The sequence below is a fragment of the Micromonospora maris AB-18-032 genome (assembly GCF_000204155.1).
Lineage (GTDB): Bacteria > Actinomycetota > Actinomycetes > Mycobacteriales > Micromonosporaceae > Micromonospora > Micromonospora gifhornensis.
This window is the reverse complement of record NC_015434.1, coordinates 374,123-396,717: the sequence shown is the minus strand read 5'-3', so window position 1 is coordinate 396,717 and position 22,595 is coordinate 374,123. Positions and strand designations below refer to the sequence as shown.

19 protein-coding genes are annotated in these 22,595 nt (G+C 71.7%); 6 read left to right on the top strand and 13 right to left on the bottom strand.

The genetic code is table 11. The features are described from left to right. Positions 1–9 precede the first annotated feature (9 nt). The 6 genes from VAB18032_RS01905 to tmk all read right to left on the bottom strand — a co-directional run bounded on the left by VAB18032_RS01905 (position 10) and on the right by tmk (position 5,749). Positions 10–879 carry a PSP1 domain-containing protein gene (locus tag VAB18032_RS01905; protein WP_050814520.1) on the bottom strand — a complete coding sequence of 290 codons (870 nt, stop codon included), beginning with the start codon at positions 877–879 and terminating at the stop codon, positions 10–12. A 107-nt stretch (positions 880–986) separates the two neighbouring features. Next, the gene (locus tag VAB18032_RS01900; protein WP_013731079.1) at positions 987–1,682 is read right to left on the bottom strand and encodes a hypothetical protein; all 696 of its coding nucleotides are present in this window, start codon (positions 1,680–1,682) and stop codon (positions 987–989) included. Further along, positions 1,682–1,984 (bottom strand): hypothetical protein, encoded by a 303-nt coding sequence (locus tag VAB18032_RS01895; RefSeq protein WP_013731078.1) that lies wholly within the window; start codon positions 1,982–1,984, stop codon positions 1,682–1,684. Before VAB18032_RS01895 ends, VAB18032_RS01900 begins: the two co-directional genes overlap by 1 nt. A 1-nt stretch (position 1,985) precedes the next feature. Next, positions 1,986–2,315 carry a YbaB/EbfC family nucleoid-associated protein gene (locus VAB18032_RS01890; RefSeq protein WP_013731077.1) on the bottom strand — a complete coding sequence of 110 codons (330 nt, stop codon included), beginning with the start codon at positions 2,313–2,315 and terminating at the stop codon, positions 1,986–1,988. A 132-nt stretch (positions 2,316–2,447) separates the two neighbouring features. Continuing rightward, positions 2,448–3,656 carry a DNA polymerase III subunit delta' gene (locus tag VAB18032_RS01885; protein ID WP_013731076.1) on the bottom strand — a complete coding sequence of 403 codons (1,209 nt, stop codon included), beginning with the start codon at positions 3,654–3,656 and terminating at the stop codon, positions 2,448–2,450. Then, a complete protein-coding gene (gene tmk / locus VAB18032_RS01880; protein WP_081476234.1) occupies positions 3,656–5,749 on the bottom strand; it encodes a dTMP kinase in 2,094 nt (697 codons plus the stop codon). The genes VAB18032_RS01885 and tmk overlap by 1 nt, the downstream gene beginning before the upstream one ends. 316 nt (positions 5,750–6,065) lie before the next feature. On the opposite strand from tmk, the gene VAB18032_RS01875 reads away from it, so the two are divergent. Then, positions 6,066–7,274, top strand: a complete 1,209-nt coding sequence (locus tag VAB18032_RS01875; RefSeq protein WP_013731074.1) for an amino acid deaminase/aldolase — start codon at positions 6,066–6,068, stop codon at positions 7,272–7,274. A gap of 91 nt (positions 7,275–7,365) precedes the next feature. Here VAB18032_RS01875 and VAB18032_RS01870 read toward each other — a convergent pair whose 3' ends face one another. Continuing rightward, a complete protein-coding gene (locus tag VAB18032_RS01870) occupies positions 7,366–8,010 on the bottom strand; it encodes a TetR/AcrR family transcriptional regulator (protein WP_013731073.1) in 645 nt (214 codons plus the stop codon). A gap of 222 nt (positions 8,011–8,232) precedes the next feature. On the opposite strand from VAB18032_RS01870, the gene VAB18032_RS01865 reads away from it, so the two are divergent. Together VAB18032_RS01865 and VAB18032_RS01860 are read left to right on the top strand one after the other, a co-directional pair. Next, positions 8,233–9,546: a D-arabinono-1,4-lactone oxidase gene (locus VAB18032_RS01865; protein WP_013731072.1), complete on the top strand. Its 1,314-nt coding sequence runs from the start codon at positions 8,233–8,235 to the stop codon at positions 9,544–9,546. A gap of 250 nt (positions 9,547–9,796) precedes the next feature. Beyond that, on the top strand, positions 9,797–10,717 hold the full coding sequence (locus VAB18032_RS01860; RefSeq protein WP_043719404.1) for a DUF559 domain-containing protein: 921 nt from the start codon (positions 9,797–9,799) through the stop codon (positions 10,715–10,717). 61 nt (positions 10,718–10,778) lie between these two features. Here VAB18032_RS01860 and topA read toward each other — a convergent pair whose 3' ends face one another. From topA to VAB18032_RS01830, 6 genes are all read right to left on the bottom strand, one after another. Beyond that, entirely contained in the window at positions 10,779–13,583 is a 2,805-nt protein-coding gene (gene topA / locus VAB18032_RS01855) for a type I DNA topoisomerase (protein WP_013731070.1), read from the bottom strand. Positions 13,584–13,959: 376 nt separating this feature from the next. Continuing rightward, a complete protein-coding gene (locus tag VAB18032_RS01850; RefSeq protein ID WP_043719399.1) occupies positions 13,960–14,748 on the bottom strand; it encodes a hypothetical protein in 789 nt (262 codons plus the stop codon). Next, positions 14,739–15,281: a hypothetical protein gene (locus tag VAB18032_RS01845; RefSeq protein WP_043722676.1), complete on the bottom strand. Its 543-nt coding sequence runs from the start codon at positions 15,279–15,281 to the stop codon at positions 14,739–14,741. The genes VAB18032_RS01850 and VAB18032_RS01845 overlap by 10 nt, the downstream gene beginning before the upstream one ends. Positions 15,282–15,401: 120 nt before the next feature. After that, a complete protein-coding gene (locus tag VAB18032_RS01840) occupies positions 15,402–17,783 on the bottom strand; it encodes a sodium-translocating pyrophosphatase (protein WP_013731066.1) in 2,382 nt (793 codons plus the stop codon). 325 nt (positions 17,784–18,108) lie between these two features. Then, entirely contained in the window at positions 18,109–18,543 is a 435-nt protein-coding gene (locus tag VAB18032_RS01835) for an ATP-binding protein (protein WP_013731065.1), read from the bottom strand. After that, on the bottom strand, positions 18,543–18,884 hold the full coding sequence (locus tag VAB18032_RS01830; protein ID WP_013731064.1) for an STAS domain-containing protein: 342 nt from the start codon (positions 18,882–18,884) through the stop codon (positions 18,543–18,545). Before VAB18032_RS01830 ends, VAB18032_RS01835 begins: the two co-directional genes overlap by 1 nt. Positions 18,885–19,017: 133 nt before the next feature. On the opposite strand from VAB18032_RS01830, the gene VAB18032_RS01825 reads away from it, so the two are divergent. The 3 genes from VAB18032_RS01825 to VAB18032_RS01815 all read left to right on the top strand — a co-directional run bounded on the left by VAB18032_RS01825 (position 19,018) and on the right by VAB18032_RS01815 (position 22,478). Further along, on the top strand, positions 19,018–21,474 hold the full coding sequence (locus VAB18032_RS01825) for a DEAD/DEAH box helicase (RefSeq protein WP_081475999.1): 2,457 nt from the start codon (positions 19,018–19,020) through the stop codon (positions 21,472–21,474). A 126-nt stretch (positions 21,475–21,600) separates the two neighbouring features. Further along, complete coding sequence (locus tag VAB18032_RS01820) at positions 21,601–21,807, top strand: hypothetical protein (protein ID WP_013731062.1); 207 nt, start codon at positions 21,601–21,603, stop codon at positions 21,805–21,807. 92 nt (positions 21,808–21,899) lie between these two features. Further along, positions 21,900–22,478, top strand: a complete 579-nt coding sequence (locus VAB18032_RS01815) for an LURP-one-related family protein (protein WP_013731061.1) — start codon at positions 21,900–21,902, stop codon at positions 22,476–22,478. The last annotated feature ends 117 nt before the right edge of the window (positions 22,479–22,595 follow it).

Genomic DNA, 22,595 nt, shown 5'->3' with positions numbered 1-22,595 from the left:
GCGGTCCGGTCACTCCCCTTGCGGCGACAGACCCCCCGGCTCTGCGGAGGGGGGCCTTTCGTCGTATGCGATGCGGGGGCGACAGACATCGGCCAGCGAGCAGCGGTTGACCGACCCGTCACTGAGCTGCCGGACGGTGACGGTCTCGCTCGGCGGATGCCGGGACACGACTTTGCCCAGGCCGGAGGGGGTCTCGACGCGCTGCCCGCTCGCGGGGTACGTGCCGCTTGAGGCGTACAGCGGGTGCTCGTACTTGAGGCAGCACATCAGTCGACCGCAGGCACCGGAGATGCGCAGCGGATTGAGGGGCAGATCCTGCTCCTTGGCCATCCGGATGGTCACCGGCTCGAAGTCGTTCAGGAAGGTGGCGCAGCACAGATCGCGCCCGCAGGAGCCGATGCCGCCCTGCACCCGTGCCGAGTCCCGCGCGGAGAGTTGCCGCAACTCCACCCGACAGTGCAGGGTCGCGCCGAGGTCGCGGACGAGTGAGCGGAAGTCGACCCGGTGCGGGGCGGTGAAGTAGATGGTGCTCCGCTCACCGCCGTCGTCGCCCCGGCTGAGCACGTGGTCGACCGCCACCACCTTCATCGGCAGGCCGTGCTCGCGGATCAGCCGCTTCGCCGCGACCTTCGCGGCGGCCTTGCGGCGGCGCAGGTCCTCGTCGCGGCGCAGGTCCTCATCCTGCGCCAGGCCGGCGAGCTTGGGGAACCCGTCGGTGTCCTCGGTGACCCACTGCGCCGCCCACACGCACTCCGCCACCTCGGGTCCGTCGTCGGTGGGCACCAACACCTTGTCGCCCACCTGGGGGCGCAACTCGCCCGGATCGAGGTAGTAGAGGCGCCCGTAGCGCTGGAAGCTGACCGCACAGAGCATCCCCATGTCATCACCCTACGACGCTTCGGCGGGACCGTGCCGGTTCGGCGTCGCGATCGACCACCCGGTACGACCATCCATGGCTGGCCGACCCCGGTGTGTGCGAGCCCCGCCTACCAACTGGCACGGATCGTGCGGGGGCCGTCGTGGAAGCCGGGTCGGGCCTGGGCGGCCGGCGGGCGCAGCACCGACTCGGCCATGCTCGGCCCCCACTGGCGGACCAGGGTCTCCGCCCCGTCGTACGCCACGCAGAGCACCGCCAGCAGGCGGGCGGCGATCTCGGCGGCGGCGACGGCACCCGGCGACGACGGCCCGGAGTGGCTCACCACCCGGGTGACCGAGGTGGCCGTGACGACAGTCACCGCCTCGGCCGAGCCGATCACCTCGGCGAGGGCCCGGGCGACGGCCAACCGGCTGCCCTCCACCCAGTCGGCGAGCGCCTCGGCGTAACCAGCGGTCGCCTCCAGCCTTCCCACCAGACTTTCGGGCCCTTCGTCGAGGTGGCGCAGCAGCACCGCCCGGGTCTCGCCGTACGCCGCCGCGGCCGGCCCGGACCAGAGCTGCGGGTCGGTCAGCGCGGCGCACGCCCGGTCGTACCCGTGGACGTGCCGGCGCACCGCCTGCCCGGCAGCGGCCAGCGGCCCGGAACGCAGGTCGAGGAAGTGCCGCAGCGCCTCGCCCGGCAGCACCTGCATCCGCCGCAGCAGCGGCCAGACCCGGTGCCCCTCGGGTGCGCCCGCGGCGAGCAGGGTGTCGACCCGGCGCAGCAGGTCGAGGCCCGGTTCGGCGAGCCGGTCGAGGGCGTCCATCAGGGCTCTCCGGCCAGCCGGCGGCTCACCGCGACGTCGGTGTCGGCGTACTGGTCCGCAGCTCGGCGTAGGGCGTCCGCGGTGGCCGCCAGGTGACCGGCGGCGGCGTACGCCTCCCGAGCCCGGTCGCCCGTGGCCGTCGTCCACTGCCGCAGCAGTGCCCGGCCGATCTCGCCTGGCCGGCCCGGCGCGTCAGCCCCGAAGGCCCCCTGGGCGGGATCACTGGCGGTGACCGAACGGGAGAGCGCGGTGAGGGTGGCGCTCGCGTCGTCGAGCCGGCTGGCCAGGGTACGCAGATCCATCTCAGGCCCCCGTCAGTGGCCGGTAGGCGGTGAAGGTCTCGTTGTGCAGCTTCTCCCGGGCCCACTGGGCGGCGTCTGCTGCGGCGGTGACCGCAGCCCGCACCGAGCCGGCCACGTCACGCGGCGCGCGGTTGTGCAGCGGGCCGAGGAAGCGTACGTCGGTGATCCGGCCGCTGGCGGTGACGACCACCTCCACCAGGCCGTCCGGCGACCGGACGGTGACCTCGACCGTCGCCACGGCCTGGTCGAACTCGGCCTGGAGCGACTCGATCCGGCGGTAACGCCGGACCGCCTCCTCGATCCATGCCTCGTCGATCTCGCCCCGCGGCATCAGCGGACTCCTCCCCGGCTGCCCTCACTCTGCGTGCCGCCGCCGTCACCACGGCACACCGGACCGTACCGCACGTGAATTGCGCGTGTCGATGCCTGTGGATAACGGTCCGGCCGACAAGACCTGCCGCGGTCAGCCCTTCCAGAGGGCGAGCATCATGGCTTCGACGGCGATCCTGGGCTTGACGTTCGCCTCGATGGCGGTGCGGCAGGCCAGTACGGCTTCCAGTCGCCGCAGCGCCCCTTCCGCCTGCCAGCTGCGCGCGCCGGCGTCAGCCAGTTCGGCGGTGTCGGTGTGCACCGGCGGCACCGGTGCACCCATCGCCATGGTCAGCGCGTCCCGGTAGAAGGCGGCCAGGTCGACAAGCGCTCGGTCCAGCGCGTCCCGCTGGGCCCGGGTGGCTCGGGACTTCTGCCGCCGCTCCAGGTCCTTGAGTTGGCCGGCGGAACCCCGGGCGGCGCTTGCCGCGCCTCGACCGGTACCGCCCGCGCCGAGCGCCGTCTCCAGCGCCGCGCGTTCCGCCGCGTCGATCTCCACGACCGCCGCCTCGGCTTCGGCCTCGGCCGCCTCGATCAGCGCGGAGGCCGCGTCGAAGGCGGCACCCACGCTTGTCAGCCGGCGCGGTACGGCGAGCACCGCCTCCCGCCGGGCCCGGGCCTGGGGGTCGCCGGCCAGCCGCCGGGCCCGTCCGACGTGACCCTGCGTGGCCGCCGCCGCCCACCGGGCCACGTCGGGTGCGATCCCGTCCCGCCGGACCAGCACCTCGGCCACCGCGTCCGCCGCCGGCTGCACCAGGGGTACGACCCGACACCGCGACCGGATCGTCACCGAGATGTCGTCCGGGTGGGTGGAGGGCGTGCAGAGCAGGAAGACCGTTCGGGGTGGCGGCTCCTCGACCGCCTTGAGCAGTGCGTTGCCGGCCGCCTCGGTCAACCGGTCGGCATCCTCGATGATCACGACCTGCCACCGGCCGCCGGACGGTGTGCTGGCCGCCCGCAGCACCAGCGCCCGCATCTCGTTGACCCCGATGGAGAGCCCGTCGGGAACCACCAGCCGTACGTCGGCGTGGGTGCCGGCCAGGGTGGTGTGACAACCGGGGCACTGCCCGCACCCGGTGCCGTGCTCACACTGCAACGCGGCGGCGAAGGCCCGCGCCGCCACCGACCGTCCCGAGCCGGGTGGCCCGGTGAAGATCCAGGCGTGCGTCATCCCGGCACCCGGGTCGGCTCCGCTCACCGCTTCCTGGGGCGTACGCAGCACGGCGGCTGCGGCGGCTGCGGCCCGGCGTAACGTGTCCACCGCCTCGTCCTGCCCGACCAGGTCGGCAAAGGCGTCCGGCATCAAGTCCGCTCCGTCGTCACCAGCTCCGTTGGGGATAACTCAGGCTGCACCGAGGTGTCCGGGCCACTCGCCGGCCCCGGGTGGTCGGCACCGCCGGGGGCGAGCAGTTCCGTCACCCGGTCGGCGACCCGCTCGGCGATCTGCTCGACCGGGTGGCCGGCGTCGAGAACCAGGTAGCGCTTCGGGTCGGCGGCGGCGAGGTCGAGGAAGGCGTACCGGACCCGCTCGTGGAAGGCCAGCGACTCGGCTTCCAGCCGGTCGGCGGCTCGGCTGCGCTCGGCCACCCGGGACAGCCCCGCACGCGGGTCGATGTCCAGCAGCACCACCAGGTCGGGCTTGAGCCCGCCGGTGGCCCAGGAGGAGAGCCAGGAAAGCTCGTCGACCGGCAGGGTGCGCCCGGCGCCCTGGTAGGCCAGGGACGAGTCGACGTACCGGTCACTGATCACGACGGCCCCCCGGGACAGGGCGGGCCGGACCACGGTGGCCACGTGATGCGCCCGGTCGGCGGCGTAGAGCAGGGCCTCGGCGCGTGGTGAGGGCGCCTCGTCGTCGGTGTTGTTGTCCAGCACCAGGGACCGGATGCGGGTGCCGACGCCCGTTGCGCCCGGCTCCCGGGTGACCACCACGTCCCGCCCTTCGGCGCGCAGCCGCTCGGCGAGCTGGGCCAGCTGGGTCGACTTGCCGGCGCCTTCGCCGCCCTCGAAGACCACGAAGAGCCCCGCCGAGACGAACGGCTCCGCCGGCATCAGCGGACGGCCCCGGATCGAACCCCAGAGGTCGGCCAGGACCGGGACGCCCTTCTTGTCGTCCATCTGGCCGAACGCGCTGATCCCGGCGAAGATCCCGGCCGCGCCGGCGACGAGCAGCAGCAGGCGGGTGGCGGAGATCGAGATCCCCAGGTCGGCGATCTCCAGCTTCCGGGAGCCACCGACACCGGCGAGCAGGCTGCCCAGCGCGATCGCCAGGATCAGCACCAGTCGGGTGCCGATCTGCACCACCGCGAAGACCCGGCCGCGTACCTCGTCGGCGACCTCGCCGCCGAGCAGGGTGGTGCCGGAGAGGAAGGCCATCCCGGCGCCGGCGCCGACCAGGACCGCGCCGACCAGCGCCATGGACAGGTGGATGGCGAAGGCCAGGGTCATCACCGAAGCGCTGGCCAGCACGATGCTCATGCCGAACCAGCGACGCCGGGACATGTCCCGCACGATCATCGGGCCGAGCCCGATGCCGATCGCCAGGCCGAAGAAGATCGCCCCGAAGAGCAGGGAGAAGGCGGCGTCACCGGCACCGAGCGAGTTGGCGAAGAACCGGGACGTACCGATCACGATGCCGCCGCCGGCGAAGGCACCGAAGATGCCCAGCACCAGGCCACGGACCAGTGGCGTCTTCCCGATGTACCGCCAGCCCTCGTTGAACTGGCGCAGCATGCTCTGCTCGGACTGTTCCTGCCGCTGGCGCTGCCCCTGGCTGATCTCCTTGATGCCGAAGGCGACGACCAGGGCGGTGGCGAGCCGGGAGAGCGCGTTGAACCAGAGCGCGAGTTGGGCCGGCTCGGCCCAGGACGGCATCTCGCCGCCGGTGGCACCCCGGACGATGCCGTCCAGCGAGGCGAGCACGATCGCGGCGAAGATCGGCGTCAGGCCGTACGTGGTGATCAGGGTGAGCTGGTTGGCGGTTTCCAGCCGGGCGCGCGGGATGAGGTTCGGTACCGCCGCTTCCTTGGCCGGGATCCAGAGCAGCGTGACCGTCTCGATCAGGAAGGTGGCGATGGCCGCCCAGCTGACCACCCGGGCACCGCTGGCACCGGTCAGCGCGTACAGCGGGATGGAGGCGAACAGCACGAACCGCAGCAGGTCGCAGATGACCATGGTCCAGCGTCTGTCGAACCGGTCGGCGAACACGCCGGCGATCGGCCCGAGCAGCAGTGCGGGCAGCAGCCGGATGGCGATCACGCCACCGAAGGCGGCGCCCTTGGCGGTGCTGCCCTCCACCTGGGCGGCGGCGAAGATGCTTGTGGCGAGCAGGCCGAGCCAGTCTCCGAAGGAGGCCGCGCTGAGCACGATCCAGAGCCGGCGGAAGGGGCGGATGCGCAGTACCGAGCGGATGGCGGGGTAACCGGTCAGGTCGGCCTGGCCGGTCGTGCCGCCGGATCGGCCGGCCTGGCCGGTGGGTTGGTTCGTGGACGGCGACACGCCGGACGACTCGCCGTTGAATTGGCTTTCGATGGCCGTACCTCCACGTGCCGGCCCATCGCTGGGCACCCCCGGTGGAACACTCTAGACCTGCGGGGATCTGTCCCCGTCACGCCTCGCCTTGCCCGCCGAGCCTAGGCCGCTGTGGCCAACTCATGGCGCGCAGGCAGGACGCGAGGGTGTTTCGCATTCACCGTTTCACAGTTAGCGTGCACACGTGGCCACCGACAGCGAGAATCTGCGCCACCGGCTGGACCGGGCGACCCGGCACCTCGATCCCCCGTACGCCGTGGTCGACCTGACCGCCTTCGATGCGAACTCCGCCGCGCTCGTCGACCGGGCCGGCGGCAAGCCCCTGCGGGTCGCCAGCAAGTCGCTGCGCTGCCGCGAGTTGATCGCCCGTGCGCTGGCCCGCCCCGGTTGGCACGGGGTGATGGCGTTCACGCTGCCCGAGGCGATCTGGCTGGTGCGCACCGGCGTCACGGACGACGTGCTGGTGGCGTACCCCACCGTCGACCGGGGCGCGATTGCCGAGCTCGGCGCCGATCCGGCTCTGGCCGCCGCCATCACCCTGATGGTCGACGACCCCGATCAGCTGGACTTCCACGACACCGTGCGGTCGCCGGGGAGCCGGGCTGAGCTGCGGATCTGTCTCGACCTGGACGCCTCGTGGCGGCTGTTGGGCGGACGGGTGCACGTCGGCGTCCGCCGCTCACCGGTGCACAGCGCCCAGGCCGCCGGCCGGTTGGCCGCCGCGATCACCGCCCGGCCCGGCTTCCGGCTGGTCGGCCTGATGTCGTACGAGGCACAGATCGCCGGGGTCGGTGACGCGCCGCCCGGGCAGACGGCGCTCGGCGCGGTGATCCGGCTGGCCCAGCGCGGGTCGTACCGCGAACTGCTGGCGCGCCGCGCTGCGGCGGTGGCCGCCGTGCGCGACCACGCCGACCTGGAATTCGTCAACGGCGGCGGCACCGGCAGCGTGGCTACGACCAGCGCCGATCCCGCGGTCACCGAGGTCACCGCGGGATCAGGACTGTACGGGCCGACGCTGTTCGACGCCTATCGCGACTGGCGTCCCACCCCGGCGGCCTTCTTCGCCTGTGCGGTGGTCCGCCGGCCGGCACCCGGGCTCGCCACCGTGCTCGGCGGCGGCTGGATCGCCTCCGGATCGGCCAGCCGCAGCCGGCTGCCCCGACCGTGGCTGCCCGCCGGACTCAAGCTGGTCGGCACCGAGGGGGCCGGCGAGGTGCAGACCCCGCTGGCCGGTCGCACGGCCGCCACGCTGCGCATCGGCGACCGGGTCTGGTTCCGCCACGCGAAGTCGGGCGAGCTGTGCGAACACGTCAACGAACTGCACCTGGTGGACGGCGACGAGGTGGTGGCCACCGTGCCGACCTACCGGGGCGAGGGCCACGCCTTCCTGTGAAACCCGCCGCCAGCCGCTGGGGTACGCACCTGACGGGTTCGGCGGGCGGAGCGGGGTGACCGCAGGGCCGCGCCGGGCGGGAGGGCGGGTGTCAGGCGGGCTGGGCCGCGGGTTCCGCGGAATCGATGATCTGATCGTCGGCCGGCTTCGCGGGCTGCACGACCGGCCGGTGCCCGGCATCGCCCCGAGCGTCCACCTGGCGGTGCAGGTAGTCGCGGATGAGCGCCTTCGCCTCGACCAGCACCCGCTCGTCGCCGTCGGACGTACGCCGGAACGCGAGCTTGATCAGCGCGTCGGCCACCTCCACCGCGATTTCCAGATGGAATTGCAGGTCGGGCACGTCGGCGAGGCCGAAGCGCTCGGTGAGCACGCGCGCCAACTGGTCGGCGATCACCCCGTTGTTGTCGCGCTGCTCATCGAGCAGATGCAGGTCGACCACGTCGCCGAAGTGCAGGGTACGGAATCCGGGAACGGTGCGGTGCATGGTGATGTACTCGTCGATGCCCGCGTCGACCCCGTCCCACCAGTGGGTCAGGTCGTCCGAGGCGAAGCGCTCGTCGAGCCGCTGGAGGTACGCCTCCATCGTGCGCAGCGTCAACGCCTGCACGATCGCCCGCTTGTCCGGAAAGAACTGATAGACCGACCCGATCGCCACCTCTGCCCGCTCGGCGAGCAGGGTGGTGGTCAGCCCTTCGTACCCCACCTCGTCGACGAGTTCGGCGCAAGCGTCCAGCATCCGCTGGACCCGCGCGACACTACGACCCTGCACCGGAACCCGGCGCAGCGGCCCAGTCGTGGCGGCTGAAGTGGACACTCGCCACCCCCTCTCGACGGATGAACATATCTACAAGTCACCGGTTCGTGACTACCGGTACAACGAGCGAATCTCGATTGCGGTGTTTACCAGGAACAACGTTCCTGATATGAACTCGGTTCATATCCCTCTGAAGGAGCGCCGATGCCGGGAAGCAGCGCCAGCGACGCCACCGCCTGGTCGAACTGGGCCGGCAATCAGCACAGCACGGCGACGGTTCTGCGCCCCACCAGCGTCACCGAAGTCGTCGAGCAGGTCCGCTCCGCCGCCGAGACCGGTGCCCGGATCCGCCCGGTCGGCAGCGGCCACTCCTTCACCCCCGTCGCGGTCGGCGACGGTAGCCGGATGGACCTGGCCGGACTCGCCATCGACGTACAGGTGGACGTCGATCGGCGCCTTGTCACCGTACCGGCCGGGATGACCCTGCGGCAGCTCAACGCGCTACTGGCGAGTCACGGGTTGGCGCTGCCCAACCTCGGCGACATCGACGCGCAGACGGTGGCCGGGGCGATCTCCACCGGCACCCACGGCACCGGCGCGGCGTACGGCGGACTGGCCACCTTCGTCGCCGCGCTGACCCTGGTCACCGGCACCGGCGAGGTGCTGCACTGCTCCGCCGACGAGCACCCCGACGTGTTCGACGCGGCCCGGATCTCGCTCGGCGCGCTCGGCGTACTGGTCGAGGTGACGCTGCGCTGCGTGGACGCCTTCGTGCTGCGGGCCCACGAACGCCCGGCCGCCCTGGACGCCGTACTGGCCGACCTGCCCGACCTGATCGGCACCCACGATCACGTCGAGTTCTTCTGGTTCCCGTACAGCAGCCAGGCCCAGCTGAAGGTCAACGACCGGGTGCCCGACGACGATCGCCCGCTGCCGCGCTGGCGCGGCTGGCTCGACGACGACTTCCTGGCCAACACCGTTTTCGCCGGCGCCTGCCGGCTCGGCCGGGCGATGCCGGCCCTGGTCCCGACGATCAGCGCCGTCTCCGCCCGCGCGCTCAGCGAACGCGTCTACACCGGCCGCTCCGACACCGTCTTCTGCACCCCGCGCCGGGTCCGCTTCGTGGAGATGGAGTACGCGCTACCGCGCGACGCCCTGCCCGAGGCGCTGGACGCCCTGCGCCGGATCATCGACCGCCTGCCGTTCCGGGTGCTCTTCCCGGTCGAGGTCCGCTTCACCGCCGCCGACCAGATCTGGCTGTCCCACTCGTACGGGCGCGAATCGGCGTACGTCGCCCTGCACCAGTACGTCGGCATGCCCTACGAGCCGTACTTCCGCGCCTTCGAGCAGGTGGCGACCGAGCTGGGCGGCCGCCCCCACTGGGGCAAACTGCACTGGCGCGACGCTGCCTCCCTGGCCGACGCCTACCCCCGCTGGCACGACTTCCACCGCATCCGCACCCACCTGGACCCCCACCGCACCTTCACCACCCCCCACCTCACCGCACTCCTCGGCTGAGCCGATCTGAATCTTGGTACGAAACCGCCCTTGGAGGGGCACTTTCGTACCAAGATCTCGTGGCTGTCCACAGGGGCAGCGCGACGGGAGGGTGGGTGGGCAGGGTGGGGGTGTGTGGGGACAGGGTGAGCAGCGGGGTGGGAGTGGGGCCGGATGGGCGAGGCGTGGACCCGGGGCGGCAGAGGGCGGGGCGGCAGCAAGCAGGTGGGCGGGAGACAGGTGGGCGGGAGACAGGTGGGCGGGGAGTGGGTTGCCGGGGGATGAGGCGGGTGAGCTGACCTGGTTGTTGTTTCATCAGGAGCAGGTGCTCAGCCTCGACCAGGCTCGGCGGTACCTGTCGCCGAAGGCGATTCGGCACCGGGTCGACGTCGGCCGCTGGCGGCAGGTGCACCGGGCTGTCTATGTCACTCACAACGGGCCGATCGTGCCGGCGCAACTGCCGTGGATCGGCGTTCTCTGCGCCGGACCGGCGGCGGTGCTCGGCGGCCTGAGCGCGGCACGTGCGTGGGGCCTGCGCAGGTACGACGACAAATTCGTGCACATCCTGCTGCCGGCGAACCACCAGACCCGGAGCATGCCGCCCGGTGTCCGCGTACACCGCACCACCCTGCTGCCGGCCGCGGACATCCTCGACGTGGGGCAGCCCCGCCGGACGATGCCGGCCCGGTCGTTGGTGGACGCGGCGCAGTGGGCACCGAGTGATCAGGAAGCTCGGGCGATCATCGCTGCCGGATTCCAGCAGCGCCTCGTCGGTGGTGACGACGTACGCCAGGTGCTGGATCGTCTCCCCCGCGCCCGCCGCCGCGCCCTGATCGCGCAGACCGCCACCGATGCGGTGGGCGGTGCGCACTCCCTGCCCGAACTCGACTTCCTGCGCCTGGTCCGGCGCGCCGGGCTGCCCGAGCCCACCAGACAGGCTGTCCGCCACGACGCCACTGGTCGACGCCGCTACCTGGACGCCTTGTTCGAGGAGTGGCGGGTGCATGTGGAGATAGACGGCAGCCAGCACCTCGACCCGGCCACCGCCTGGGCAGACATGCGCCGACAGAACGATCTGTGGCGCAGCGGCGACCGGGTGCTCCGCTTCCCCGCCTGGGCCATCCGCCACCACCCCGCCGACGTCATCGCCCAACTCCGCGCCGCCCTGCTCGCCGCCGGCTGGAGCCCTTGACGGGAGATCTTGGTACGAAACCGCCCTCCCAGGGGCATTTTCGTACCAAGATCGCCAGTGGTCACTCCGAGCGCGCGGAGGTGGCCTTCTTGGGGGCGGCCTTCTTGGCGGGGGTGGCCTTCGCGGCCTTCGCGGCGGTGGCCTTGGTGGCCTTGGCCGGGGCTTTCTTCGCGGTGGTCTTCTTGGCGGTGGTCTTCTTCGCTGCGGTCTTCTTGGGGGCGGGGCCCTTGGCTCGCTTTTCGGCGAGCATCTCGGAGGCTTCCTCCAGGGTCAGTTCCTCCGGAGTCTGGCCGCGCCGCAGGGAGGCGTTGGTCTCCCCGTCGGTGACGTACGGGCCGAACCGGCCGTCCTTGATGACAAGCGGCTTCTCGGTCAGCGGGTCGGCACCCATCTCCCGCAGCGGTGGGGCGGCGGCCCGACGCTGACGGGTCTTCGGGGCGGCCAGCAGGGCCAGCGCCTCGTCGAGGGTGACGGTGAACATCTTGTCTTCCGAGTCCAGCGAACGGAACTCGTCGCCCCGCTTGACGTACGGGCCGTAGCGGCCGTTGTTGGCGAACACCTCGGCGCCGTCCGGTGCCACGCCGATCAGGCGCGGCAGGCTGAGCAGCTTGAGCGCCTCGTCGAGGGTGAGCGAATCCGGTGACTGCGAGCGCAGCAGGGACGACTTGCGGTCCCCGCTGGCCACGTACGGGCCGAAGCGGCCGGACTTGAGCAGGATCGGCTCGCCGGTCGCCGGGTCGTCGCCGAGCTTGCGCTCGCCCCCACCGCCGAGGAACAGCTCGTGCACCTTCTCCGGGGTCAGCTCGTCCGGCGCGAGGCCCTCGGGGATCGGCGCCCGGTCGCCCGGGGTGCCGCCCTCCTCGCCCTCCGCCTTCGGGGCGGGCTGCTCGCCGGGCAGCGCCCGCTGCAGGTACGGCCCGAACCGGCCGACCCGCACCACCACCTCACGACCTTCGTCGTCGGTGAACAGCGGGATCGAGTTGACGCTGCGCGCGTCGATGTCGCTGAGGTTCTCGGTGACCAGCTTCTTCAGCCCACCGGAGCGGGCGATGTCCTGGTCGCCGGCACCGTTCGTGGTGCCGAAGTAGAACGCGGTGAGGAAGTCGACAGCCGCGTGATCACCACCGGCGATCTCGTCCAGCTCGTTCTCCATGCTGGCCGTGAAGTCGTAGTCGATCAGGCGCGGGTAGTGCCGCTCCATCAGCCCGATCACCGCGAACGCCAGGAACGACGGGATCATCGCCTGGCCGCGCTTGAAGACGTACCCGCGGTCCTGGATGGTCTGCATGATCGAGGCGTACGTGGACGGACGCCCGATGCCCAGCTCCTCCAGGGCCTTGACCAGCGACGCCTCCGTGTAGCGGGCGGGCGGCTGGGTGTGGTGGCCCTGGGCGGCCAGCTCGTCGGCGGTCAGCGGCTGGTCCTTGACCAGGTTGGGCAGTCGACGCTCGGCGTCCTCGGCCTCGGCGTTCTCGTCGTCGCTGGACTCGACGTACGCCCGCAGGAAGCCCGGGTCGGTGATGGTCTTGCCGGTGGCGCCGAAGTCGGCCTCCTCACCGGCGGTGGTGGTCGCCCGGATCCGCACCGACACGCTGGAGCCGACCGCGTCGGTCATCTGCGAGGCGATGGTGCGCCGCCAGATCAGCTCGTAGAGCTTGTACTCCTCGGCGGAGAGCTCCTTGGCCACGTCGCCCGGGGTGCGGAAGTTGTCCCCGGCCGGGCGGATCGCCTCGTGCGCCTCCTGCGCGTTCTTCACCTTGCCGGTGTAGCGGCGCGGCTCCGGCGGCACGCTGCGCTCGCCGTACAGCTCGACGATCTGCCGGCGGGCCGCCGCGATGGCGGTCTCCGACAGGTTCACCGAGTCGGTACGCATGTAGGTGATGTAGCCGTTCTCGTAGAGCCGCTGCGCGGTGCGCATCGTCTGCTGCGACGAGAACCGCAGCTTGCGGGCCGCCTCCTGCTGGAGCGTGGAGGTGATGAACGGCGCGTACGGGCGGCGCCGGTAGGGCTTCTCCTCGACCCGGGTGACGGTGAACGGTCGCCCTTCGAGACGGGCGGCCAGCCCTCGCGCACCGCTGGAGTCGAGGTGGACGACGCCTGCCCCGGCGCGCACCTTGCCGGTGGTCGGCTCGAAGTCCTTGCCGGTGGCGATCCGGTCGCCGTTGAGCGCCACCAGGGTGGCGTTGAAGGTGCGCGGGCCCTCGCCCGCGTTCGCGACCGCCAGGGTGGCCAGGATGTCCCAGTACTCGGCGGTGCGGAAGGCCATCCGCTGCCGCTCACGCTCGACCACGATCCGGGTCGCCACGGACTGCACCCGGCCCGCCGACAGCTTCGGCATGACCTTCTTCCACAGCACCGGGGAGACCTCGTAGCCGTAGAGCCGGTCGAGGATGCGTCGCGCCTCCTGGGCGTCGACCAGGCTGCGGTCGATCTCGCGCGGGTTGGCCACCGCCGCCTGGATGGCCGGCTTGGTGATCTCGTGGAAGACCATCCGCCGGACCGGCACCTTGGGCTTGAGGGTCTCCACCAGGTGCCAGGCGATCGCCTCGCCCTCGCGGTCCTCATCCGTGGCCAGGAAGATCTCGTCGACCTCCTTGGCCAGCTTGGTCAGCTTGCTGATCTGCTGCTTGCGGTCGGCGGAGACGACGTAGAGGGCGTGGAAGCCGTTGTCCACGTCGACGCCGAGCCGGGCCCACGGCTCGCCCTTGTACTTGGCGGGCACATCGGCGGCGTTGCGCGGCAGGTCGCGGACGTGCCCGAAGCTGGCCTCCACGACGTACCCCGGGCCGAGGTAGCCCGAGATCGTCTTGGCCTTCGCCGGCGACTCGACGATGACCAGACGGGTGGTTCCAGCGTTGCTCGGCACTTCGGTTTCGACCTCATTCCCACTCGATGGCCGCGCCTGTCCGGTTCGGGGCACGCTCGACCCCCCGATACCCGGCGGTCCGGATGTCCAACGTAACGCGCCGTCCGTGTTTCGGGTTTCGCGGGCGGCAATCCGCTACGGACGATCCATGCTCACGCCGAACGGCGTCACCGTACACCCTGGGTAGGGTGTAAAGCGTGCCACTGTGACCATGGCAGCCCCTCGGTGGAGGTGGAACCCGGTCGTTTCTCCCGGTGTGCGCCGACGCCCGGCTGTCCCAGATCGGACAGCTGTCGCCCGCCCGGTCCGGACCGGCCGGACTTCGAGCAGCCGGTCAGGCCCGGGAAGTTGGAGCCCGGCCGGGACGCACGGACGGTCAGTCGCGGACCGGCCAGGCTCCGGGCGGCGCGGCGGGTGGCGGTTCGCCGACCAGTTCCGCCAGCCGCAGCACCCGGCGTCGACCGCTGATCCGGTACGCGGGCCCGCCCGCGCCCGGTTCGACAAGTTCGCCGACCAGCCCGGCCGCGGTCAGGGCCGCCCCGACCACCGACCAGCGGCCCGGATCGACACCCCCGAGGTGCAGCAGGATCTCCGGCGGGTCGACCACCCCGGCCGCGGCCAGCCAGAGCCGCAGCCGACGGCCGTCCAACTGGAAGCCGGCCGGTGGCTGCTGCGTCGGGCCGCGCAGCCACGCCGCCGCGAGCGGCACGATCGCCCGGGTGTACGCGGTCTGCACGGCGTAGCGCTGGTCCTCGGTCGGCGTCCAGGTGGCCCGGACCCCGCGCTGGGCCAGTTCGGCGACGAGCACGTGCACCCGCCACCCGGCGTCCACCACCACCGACAACCGGGCGGTACCGCCCATCCGGTGCACCTCGCCGGGCCCGGCGAGCAGGCCGGCGAGGTCGGCGACCGAGGGTTCGGCGGTCTCCGCGCCGAAGAAGACCAGTTGCCGGTCCCCGACCGGCGTCCGTGTCTCCCGGGTCCGCGTCTCCCCGGCCCGTGTTTCCTCGTCCGGTGCCTCCCCGGCGGGTGTCTCCTCGGTCGGATCGGAAGCGACCGCCCGTGCGCGGGGGCGTCGGGCGGTCGGTGGTGCCGCAGCAGGCAGCGGGAAGGACATCGGCAGCGGTTGCGCCGCCGATGTCTCACCGGAGCCGCTCAATGGCATTCGGGCACCTCGTCGAAAGCGCGCTTCAACTCCTCCGAGTTCAGCCGGCTGGTGTCCAGCGCGCTGGCGTCGTAGTCCTGTTGCAGTGTCTCCACCGCCGTCTGCACGCCGTCGTAGAAGACGCGGGGCTCACCGGTGCTCAGCCCGTCGATCGTGGCCCGGGCCCGGCCGTAGGCGTCGCGCATGGACGCGAGGGAGGCCCGGAAGCCCTCGGAGATCTCCGCGCCGTTCTCGACCGTGGGTACCCCGGCCTGCTCCACCTTGCGGCGAGCGTCCTCACTGGCCTGTTCGGCACCGCCGAAGAGCCGGACCAGGTTCTCCTTGGCCTGCGCAGGAGTGGTCTGCGCGGTCATCTGCTGGTCGGTGCTGCTTGTCAGTTTGCTGATCTCGGCCCGCCACGGGGTCAACGCCGAACACACCGAGGCGGCCCACGCCCGGGGACTGGGACCGCTGGACCCACAGCCCGCCAACAGAACCGACGTAGCCAGGACCACCGTCAGCATTCTGGCGGCGTCCGCCCGGCACGTACGCATGCGTTGCAGCGTACGGCCTCCGCTGCCGGTCGGCACCGGTCAGGCGGACCGCCCCGCAGCGACGACCGGTCCCCGGGCGACGGTGTCGCCGCCCGGGGACCGGTGATGCCGACCGCAGGGTCAGGCCTTGATCTCCGCCGGGCGCGGGTCCGCGGTGCCGGATCCGCTGTCGGAGCCCTCGTCGAGCGCGATGCTCTTGCGCTTGCTGAACACCACCGCCGCGACCACGATCAGCGTCGCCACCACCGCGATGGTGATCCGCAGTCCGACGTTGCGGTCCTCGCCGATGCTCCACGCCACCACGGCCGGCGCGATCAGCAGCGAGACCAGGTTCATCACCTTCAACAGCGGGTTGATCGCCGGGCCGGCGGTGTCCTTGAACGGGTCACCGACGGTGTCGCCGATGACCGTGGCGGCGTGCGCGTCGGAGCCCTTGCCGCCGTGCGCGCCGTCCTCGACCATCTTCTTGGCGTTGTCCCAGGCGCCACCGGAGTTGGCCAGGAAGACCGCCATCAGCGTGCCGGCCCCGATCGCCCCGGCCAGGTACGACGCCAGCGCGCCGGGCCCGAGGCCGAAGCCGACCGCGATCGGTGCCAGGATGGCCAGCAGACCGGGGGTCATCAGTTCGCGCTGCGCGTCCCGGGTGCAGATGTCGACGACCTTGCCGTACTCCGGGCGCTGCGTGCCGTCCATGATGCCGGGCAGCTCACGGAACTGGCGGCGGACCTCCATCACCACGGCACCGGCCGAGCGGGAGACCGCGTTGATGGCCAGGCCGGAGAAGAGGAACACCACCGCCGCACCGATGATCAGACCGACCAGGTTCTGCGGGTTGGCTACGTTCAGCGCACCCAGGATCTCGGCACCGACGTCGGTCACCCCGGCGTCGGCGTACGCGATGCGCAGCGTGTCGGTGTACGAGCCGAACAGCGCGGTCGCGGCCAGCACCGCCGTGGCGATCGCGATGCCCTTGGTGATCGCCTTGGTGGTGTTGCCCACCGCGTCCAGCTCGGTGAGGGTACGGGCGCCGTGCTCGTCGATGTCGCCGGACATCTCGGCCACGCCCTGGGCGTTGTCGGAGATCGGGCCGAAGGTGTCCATCGCCACGATCACGCCGACGGTGGTGAGCAGACCGGTACCGGCCAGCGCCACGGCGAACAGCGACAGGGTGATCGAGCCGCCACCGAGCAGGAAGGCACCGAAGACACCGGCGGCGATGAGCAGCGCCGAGTAGACCGCCGACTCCAGGCCGACGCTGATGCCGGCGAGGATGACCGTCGCCGGGCCGGTCTGCGAGCTCTTGCCGATGTCCTGCACCGGACGGCGGTTGGTCTCGGTGAAGTAGCCGGTCAGCGCCTGGATGGCGGCGGCCAGCACGATGCCGATGACGACCGCGCCGATGACCACACCGCGCGGGCCGAACGGCGGGTCGCCGCCGTCCACGCCGAGCGCGGTCCGCCAGTCGTCGCCGAGCTGCGCGGCCCAGGACGGCTGCAGGTAGACGAAGGTGGCCACCCCGACCAGCACCGCCGAGATCAGCGCGGACAGGTAGAAGGCCCGGTTGATGGCGGTCAGACCGTTGCGGTCGGAGGCGCGCAGCTTGGTGATGAAGACGCCGATGATGGCGACCAGCACACCGATGGTGGAGATGATCAGCGGCAGCACCAGGCCGTCGGTGCCGAACGCGGCGCGACCGAGGATCAGCGCGGCGACCAGGGTGACCGCGTACGACTCGAACAGGTCGGCGGCCATGCCGGCGCAGTCACCGACGTTGTCACCGACGTTGTCGGCGATGGTGGCCGCGTTGCGCGGGTCGTCCTCGGGGATGCCCTGCTCGACCTTGCCGACCAGGTCGGCGCCGACGTCGGCGGCCTTGGTGAAGATGCCGCCGCCGACCCGCATGAACATGGCCAGCAGCGCGGCGCCGAAGCCGAAGCCCTCCAGCACCGTCGGCGCGTCACCCCGGAAGATCAGCACCACCAGCGCGGCACCGAAGAGGCCGAGCCCGACGGTGAGGAAGCCGACCACGCCACCGGTCCGGAAGGCGATCTTCATGGCCGCTTCCCGGCCGCCCTCCCGCTCCCGGGCGGCGGCGGCCACCCGCAGGTTGGCCCGGGTGGCCAGCCACATGCCGGCGCCGCCGATGAAGGCGCTGAACAGCGCACCGACCACGAAGAAGAGCGAGCGGCCGATCTTCACCGCGGTCTCGCTGCCGTCGGTCTGGTGCACCGGCAGCAGGAAGAGCAGTACTACGGCGATCACCACGAAGATCGCCAGGGTCCGGAACTGCCGGATCAGGTAGGCCGAAGCGCCCTCCTGCACGGCCCCGGAGATTTCCTGCATTTTCTCGGTGCCCTTGCCGGCGGCCAGCACGGCCTTCGTCAACGCGGCGGCGAAGGCGAGCGCTACCAGCGCGATCACCGCAGCGATGACGACGTACGTGACATTGGCTCCGGTGAGGGAGATCGCGCCGCCGCCCTCGGCGGCCAAGCTGTCGGACATCTGTGTCCTCCTGTGCCGAACAACGCGCCGGCCGGTGGAGACGCACCGACCTGCGCCTGGATGCGAATTTCGCAAGTGCGCGCTGAGCCACCCCCGGTGGACCCGCGCCGCCAGGCCCAGCCGCGCTGGTTGTCCGAGGGATCACTTGCTGACAACCCGCGTACTCTAGCCCTCCGCAGTGTCCGAGGTCACAGCGAGGTGGCGGCGCGCCGCGATGATCTTCGTCGCTGTGTTATGAGGCGGAATCTGATATAGGGCCGGATCCATGACGAAGCCGCCGCATTCCCTGCTCAGGGAAGGCGGCGGCGTCAGCGAATCAGTTCGGCTAGCGGTTCAGCGGCCAGACCATCCGGACTTCGGTGCCGATGCCGTCGTCGACCGGGCGCACCTGGAGGTCCTCGACGAAACCGGCGAGCAGGGCGAAGCCCACCCCGGTGGTGAGGTCGTCCTCGTTGAGCGACTCGTTTGCCAACTGGTCGGCATCGAGCGCGGCCAGGCCGATGCTCGCCTCGATCGGCGCCCGGTCGACCACCCGCACCGCGTACGTCCCGGAGTCGGACATCTCCACAAGCACCGGTTCGGCCACTCCGTACTGGCGGTGCAGGGCGACCGCGCGGGTGCACGCCTCACCGATGGCCAGGCGTACCTCGTCGAGCAGATCCTCGCGGACCCCGGCCCGCCGGGCGACCGCCACCCCGACCAGGCGAGCGGTACGCACGTGCACCGGCGCCGGGGAGAAGGAGAGCCGTACCGTCGCCATCACGCGCCGGCGCCGGTCGCTGCTTCGACCGTGGGATGCAGTGGGAACACCTGGTCCAACGCGGTGATCCGGAAGATCTTGAGCAGCGGCTCCTTGTCGCAGACCAGGGAGAAGGTGCCGTCGGCGGTCCGCAGTCGCTTCAGCGCGCCGACCAGCACGCCCAGCCCGGTGGAGTCGAGAAAGTCGACCCGTCCCAGGTCGACCACCACGTGCCGGGCACCGGAGTCGATCAACTCCAGCAGCCGCTCGCGCAGCCGAGGGGCGGTGTAGACATCCACCTCACCGCCGACCTCGAGCACCGTGTGCTCGCCCACGGTGCGGGTCGCCAGCGACAGCTCCATCGGTCCTCCCTCGACGCGGCCGTAAGCTCATTGGGCATCTAACCACTACCCCCGAGGCCTCCCGACGACTCACCGGGGGCCGGACTCACCGCACCGGTGGGTCAATTTCCCATTTCCGAACACCAGTGCGAGAGTGCAGGACGTGACCTCGGCAGCCAGCGTATCCGCCGGCCGGGACCGTGAGCCGGGCCCCGCCCCGATTCCGGCCGCCGCGCCCGGCGACCTGCTACGCCAGTTGCGGCGACGGCACGCCACCGATCCGGTCACCCATGTCGAACGGGTGCCGTCCCGGGCCGGGACGCCGGCACCGTGGCCGGGCTGGGCTCCGGAGGAGCTGCGCACCGCGTACGCCCGACGCGGGGTGAGCGCGCCCTGGCGGCACCAGGCCGAGGCGGCCGAACTGGCCCACGACCGGCGACACGTCGTCGTCGCCACCGGCACCGCCTCCGGCAAGTCGCTGGCGTACCAACTGCCCGCGCTGGCCACCCTGCTCGCCGATGCCCGCGCCACCGTGCTCTACCTGGCACCGACAAAGGCGCTCGCCGCCGACCAGTTGCGCGCCGTCGCCGAGTTGGAGATCGAGGGCGTACGCCCGGCCTGCTACGACGGTGACACCCCCCGCGCCGAGCGGGAGTGGATCCGACGGCATTCCCGGTTCGTGCTGACCAACCCGGACATGCTGCACCACGGCATCCTGCCCGGCCACGCGCAGTGGTCGGGATTCCTGCGCCGACTGCGGTACGTGGTGATCGACGAGTGTCACGTCTACCGGGGCGTGTTCGGCTCGCACGTCTCCCACGTGCTGCGTCGGCTGCGCCGCCAGTGCGCCCGGTACGGCAACACCGCCGGCCCCACCTTCGTGCTGGCCTCGGCGACCTCGGGCGATCCCGCGGCGACGGCCGGTCGACTGGTCGGCCTGCCGGTGACGGCGGTCACCGAGGACACCTCGCCCCGGGCCGGGGTGACCTTCGCGCTCTGGGAACCGCCGCTGCTGCCCGCCGAGGCGTCCGCGTCGTCACCCACCACCGCCGCGCCCGCGCCGCGCCGTGCTCCGGACGCCCCCCGACCCACCGCGCCGCCCGGTCCCGACGCCGAGCCGGGCGACCTCACCCAGGTCCGTCGGTCGGCGCTGCGGGAGACCGCCGACCTGCTCGCGGACAGCGTCGCTGCCGGCGTGCGGACGCTGGCGTTCGTCCGGTCCCGGCGGGGCGCCGAGGTGGTGGCGACAAGCGCCCGGCGCAGCCTCGACGAGGCGGTGCCCGGGCTCGGCGACCGGGTGGCCGCCTACCGCGGCGGCTACCTGCGCGAGGAACGGCGGGCGCTGGAACGGGCGCTGCTGCACGGCGACCTGCTCGGCCTCGCCTCGACAAATGCCTTGGAGCTGGGCGTCGACCTGGTCGGCTTGGACGCGGTGTTGATCTGCGGGTACCCGGGCACCCGGGCGTCGCTGTGGCAGCAGGCCGGCCGGGCCGGACGCTCCGGGCAGGAAGCCCTCGCGGTGCTTGTCGCGCGGGACGACCCGCTGGACACCTATCTGGTGCACCATCCGGAGGCGCTCTTCGGGACGCCGGTGGAGGCCACCGTCCTCGACCCGGCCAATCCGTACGTGCTCGGGCCGCAGTTGGCCTGCGCGGCGGCCGAGGCCCCGCTGACCGCCGCCGATCTGGAACTCTTCGGCGACAGCGCGAAGGAGACGGTCGAGGCGCTGGTCGAGGCGGGTGCGCTGCGGCAGCGGCCGACCGGCTGGTACTGGCGGCACCGGGAACGGCCCGAGGTGGATCTGCGCGGCGAGGGGGGTGCCCCGGTCTGCGTGGTGGAGGCGGCGACCGGCCGACTGCTCGGCACCGTCGACGGCGGCTCGTCGCACTTCCTGCTGCACCCCGGCGCGGTCTACCTGCACCAGGGCGTGTCCTACGTGGTCGACTCCCTCGACCTGGAGGACGGTTGCGCGCTGGTCCACCCCGAGGAGCCGGACTGGTCCACCCACGCGCGGGACGTCACCTCGCTGTCGGTGGTGTCGGTGCGCTCGTACGTCGACGCCGGGCCGGTCGGGCTGTTCCTCGGCGAGGTGGACGTGACCAGCCAGGTGGTGTCGTACCAGCGGCGACGCATCGCCACCGGCGAGGTGATCGACACCCGGCCGCTGGACCTGCCGACCCGGGAGTTGCGTACCGTCGCGGTCTGGTTCACCCTTTCGCCGGAGTCGCTGGCCGAGGCGGGCGTGGATCCGGCCGACGTGCCGGGGGCGTTGCACGCCGCCGAGCATGCCGCGATCGGGCTGCTGCCGCTGTTGGCCACCTGTGACCGCTGGGACATCGGTGGGCTGTCCACCGCCGTGCACCCGGACACCGAGGCGCCGACGGTCTTCGTCTACGACGGTCACCCGGGCGGGGCGGGTTTCGCGGAGCGGGCGTACGGCACCGCCGCCGCCTGGCTCAAGGCCACCCGTGACGCCATCGACGAATGCGGGTGCGAAGCCGGCTGCCCGTCCTGCGTGCAGTCACCCAAGTGCGGCAACGGCAACAACCCGCTGTCCAAGCCGGGCGCCGTCCGGGTGCTCGACGTGGTGCTGAACAACCTGCCGCACTGACACCAGGCATAAAACCCCGGGCGTACGGGCAAGAACGGTGGGAGCGCTTCCATCGATGCCCGTTGGGCTGCGCTCGCTGTTCACTGTTCGCTGTTCGCTGTTCGCCCGCGTACGTGAGGAGGGGCCGTGGCCGACACCATCGCCGAGACCGTCGACCTGCTCTACACCATCGACCAGGAGAAGCTCAGCGTCGATCAGCAGATCGCCCTGAGCACGGCGCTCGCCACCCTGGCGCAGGCCGAACGGCTGGATCAGATCAACGAACGGCTGCGCAGCATCCAGCAGCTGCTCACCAACGCGACGCACCGGTCGACCGTCGACGGGATTCGCTGAGCCGCCCCTCAGCGCCGTCCGCGTCGTGCCCGCTCAGTGCCGCCGTTGCCGGGCTGTGCGACACTCCGGCGCATCAGAGTTGAGGAGACTTCATGCAGCTCGACAGCCTGCAGTCGCAGCACCAGTTCCACGTCCGCCAACGCATCCGTCTCATGGTCAACCAGTACGAGGTCCACAGCGTGGCCCCGGACGGCACCGAGGGCGGCCTGCTGGCGTTCGCCCAGCAGAAGCGGCTCGCCTTCAAGGAGCAGGTGACGATCTACACCGACGACTCGAAGCAGCATCCGCTGCTCGGGTTCAAGGCCCGACAGCGCCTCGACCTCGCCGCCACGTACGACGTCACCGACCACGCCGGCAACCCGATCGGCCTGTTCCGCAAGGACTTCGCGCAGTCGCTGCTCCGGTCCACCTGGCACGTCGAGCAGGCCGGCCTGCCCGCCGTCACCGGCCAGGAACGCAGCATGCCGGTGGCCCTGCTGCGCCGCTTCGTCGACTCGCTGTCCTGGCTGCCGTACCACTTCGACTTCGTCGCCGGTGGTCAGCCGGTCTTCTCGGTGATCAAGAAGTGGGGTCTGCGCGACCGTTACGTGGTCCAGATCCAGCACCCGCAGATCGACCGTCGCCTGGTGATCGCCATGGCGATCGCGCTGGACGCCCTCCAGAGCCGCTGACCGTACCCGGGGCGACTCCTTCGCCGCGCACAGTCCCGGGCGAATTGCCCGGTCCCGCCTGCGCCCCGAAGGAGTCGCCCCGGCACCCGCCCCGTCGTGCCCCGGGGACGCTGCCGC

Excerpts from the sequence above, each read along its gene's own strand:
- VAB18032_RS01840 (WP_013731066.1), bottom strand. The coding sequence starts at position 17,783 with ATGTCCGACAGCTTGGCCGCCGAGGGCGGCGGCGCGATCTCCCTCACC.
- VAB18032_RS01895 (WP_013731078.1), bottom strand. The coding sequence starts at position 1,984 with ATGGATCTGCGTACCCTGGCCAGCCGGCTCGACGACGCGAGCGCCACC.
- VAB18032_RS01890 (WP_013731077.1), bottom strand. The coding sequence starts at position 2,315 with ATGCCGCGGGGCGAGATCGACGAGGCATGGATCGAGGAGGCGGTCCGG.
- VAB18032_RS01835 (WP_013731065.1), bottom strand. The coding sequence starts at position 18,543 with ATGGCGACGGTACGGCTCTCCTTCTCCCCGGCGCCGGTGCACGTGCGT.
- VAB18032_RS01850 (WP_043719399.1), bottom strand. The coding sequence starts at position 14,748 with ATGCCATTGAGCGGCTCCGGTGAGACATCGGCGGCGCAACCGCTGCCG.
- VAB18032_RS01845 (WP_043722676.1), bottom strand. The coding sequence starts at position 15,281 with ATGCGTACGTGCCGGGCGGACGCCGCCAGAATGCTGACGGTGGTCCTG.
- VAB18032_RS01815 (WP_013731061.1), top strand. The coding sequence starts at position 21,900 with ATGCAGCTCGACAGCCTGCAGTCGCAGCACCAGTTCCACGTCCGCCAA.
- VAB18032_RS01885 (WP_013731076.1), bottom strand. The coding sequence starts at position 3,656 with ATGCCGGACGCCTTTGCCGACCTGGTCGGGCAGGACGAGGCGGTGGAC.
- VAB18032_RS01905 (WP_050814520.1), bottom strand. The coding sequence starts at position 879 with ATGGGGATGCTCTGTGCGGTCAGCTTCCAGCGCTACGGGCGCCTCTAC.
- VAB18032_RS01900 (WP_013731079.1), bottom strand. The coding sequence starts at position 1,682 with ATGGACGCCCTCGACCGGCTCGCCGAACCGGGCCTCGACCTGCTGCGC.
- VAB18032_RS01865 (WP_013731072.1), top strand. The coding sequence starts at position 8,233 with ATGCCGGGAAGCAGCGCCAGCGACGCCACCGCCTGGTCGAACTGGGCC.
- VAB18032_RS01870 (WP_013731073.1), bottom strand. The coding sequence starts at position 8,010 with ATGCTGGACGCTTGCGCCGAACTCGTCGACGAGGTGGGGTACGAAGGG.
- VAB18032_RS01830 (WP_013731064.1), bottom strand. The coding sequence starts at position 18,884 with ATGGAGCTGTCGCTGGCGACCCGCACCGTGGGCGAGCACACGGTGCTC.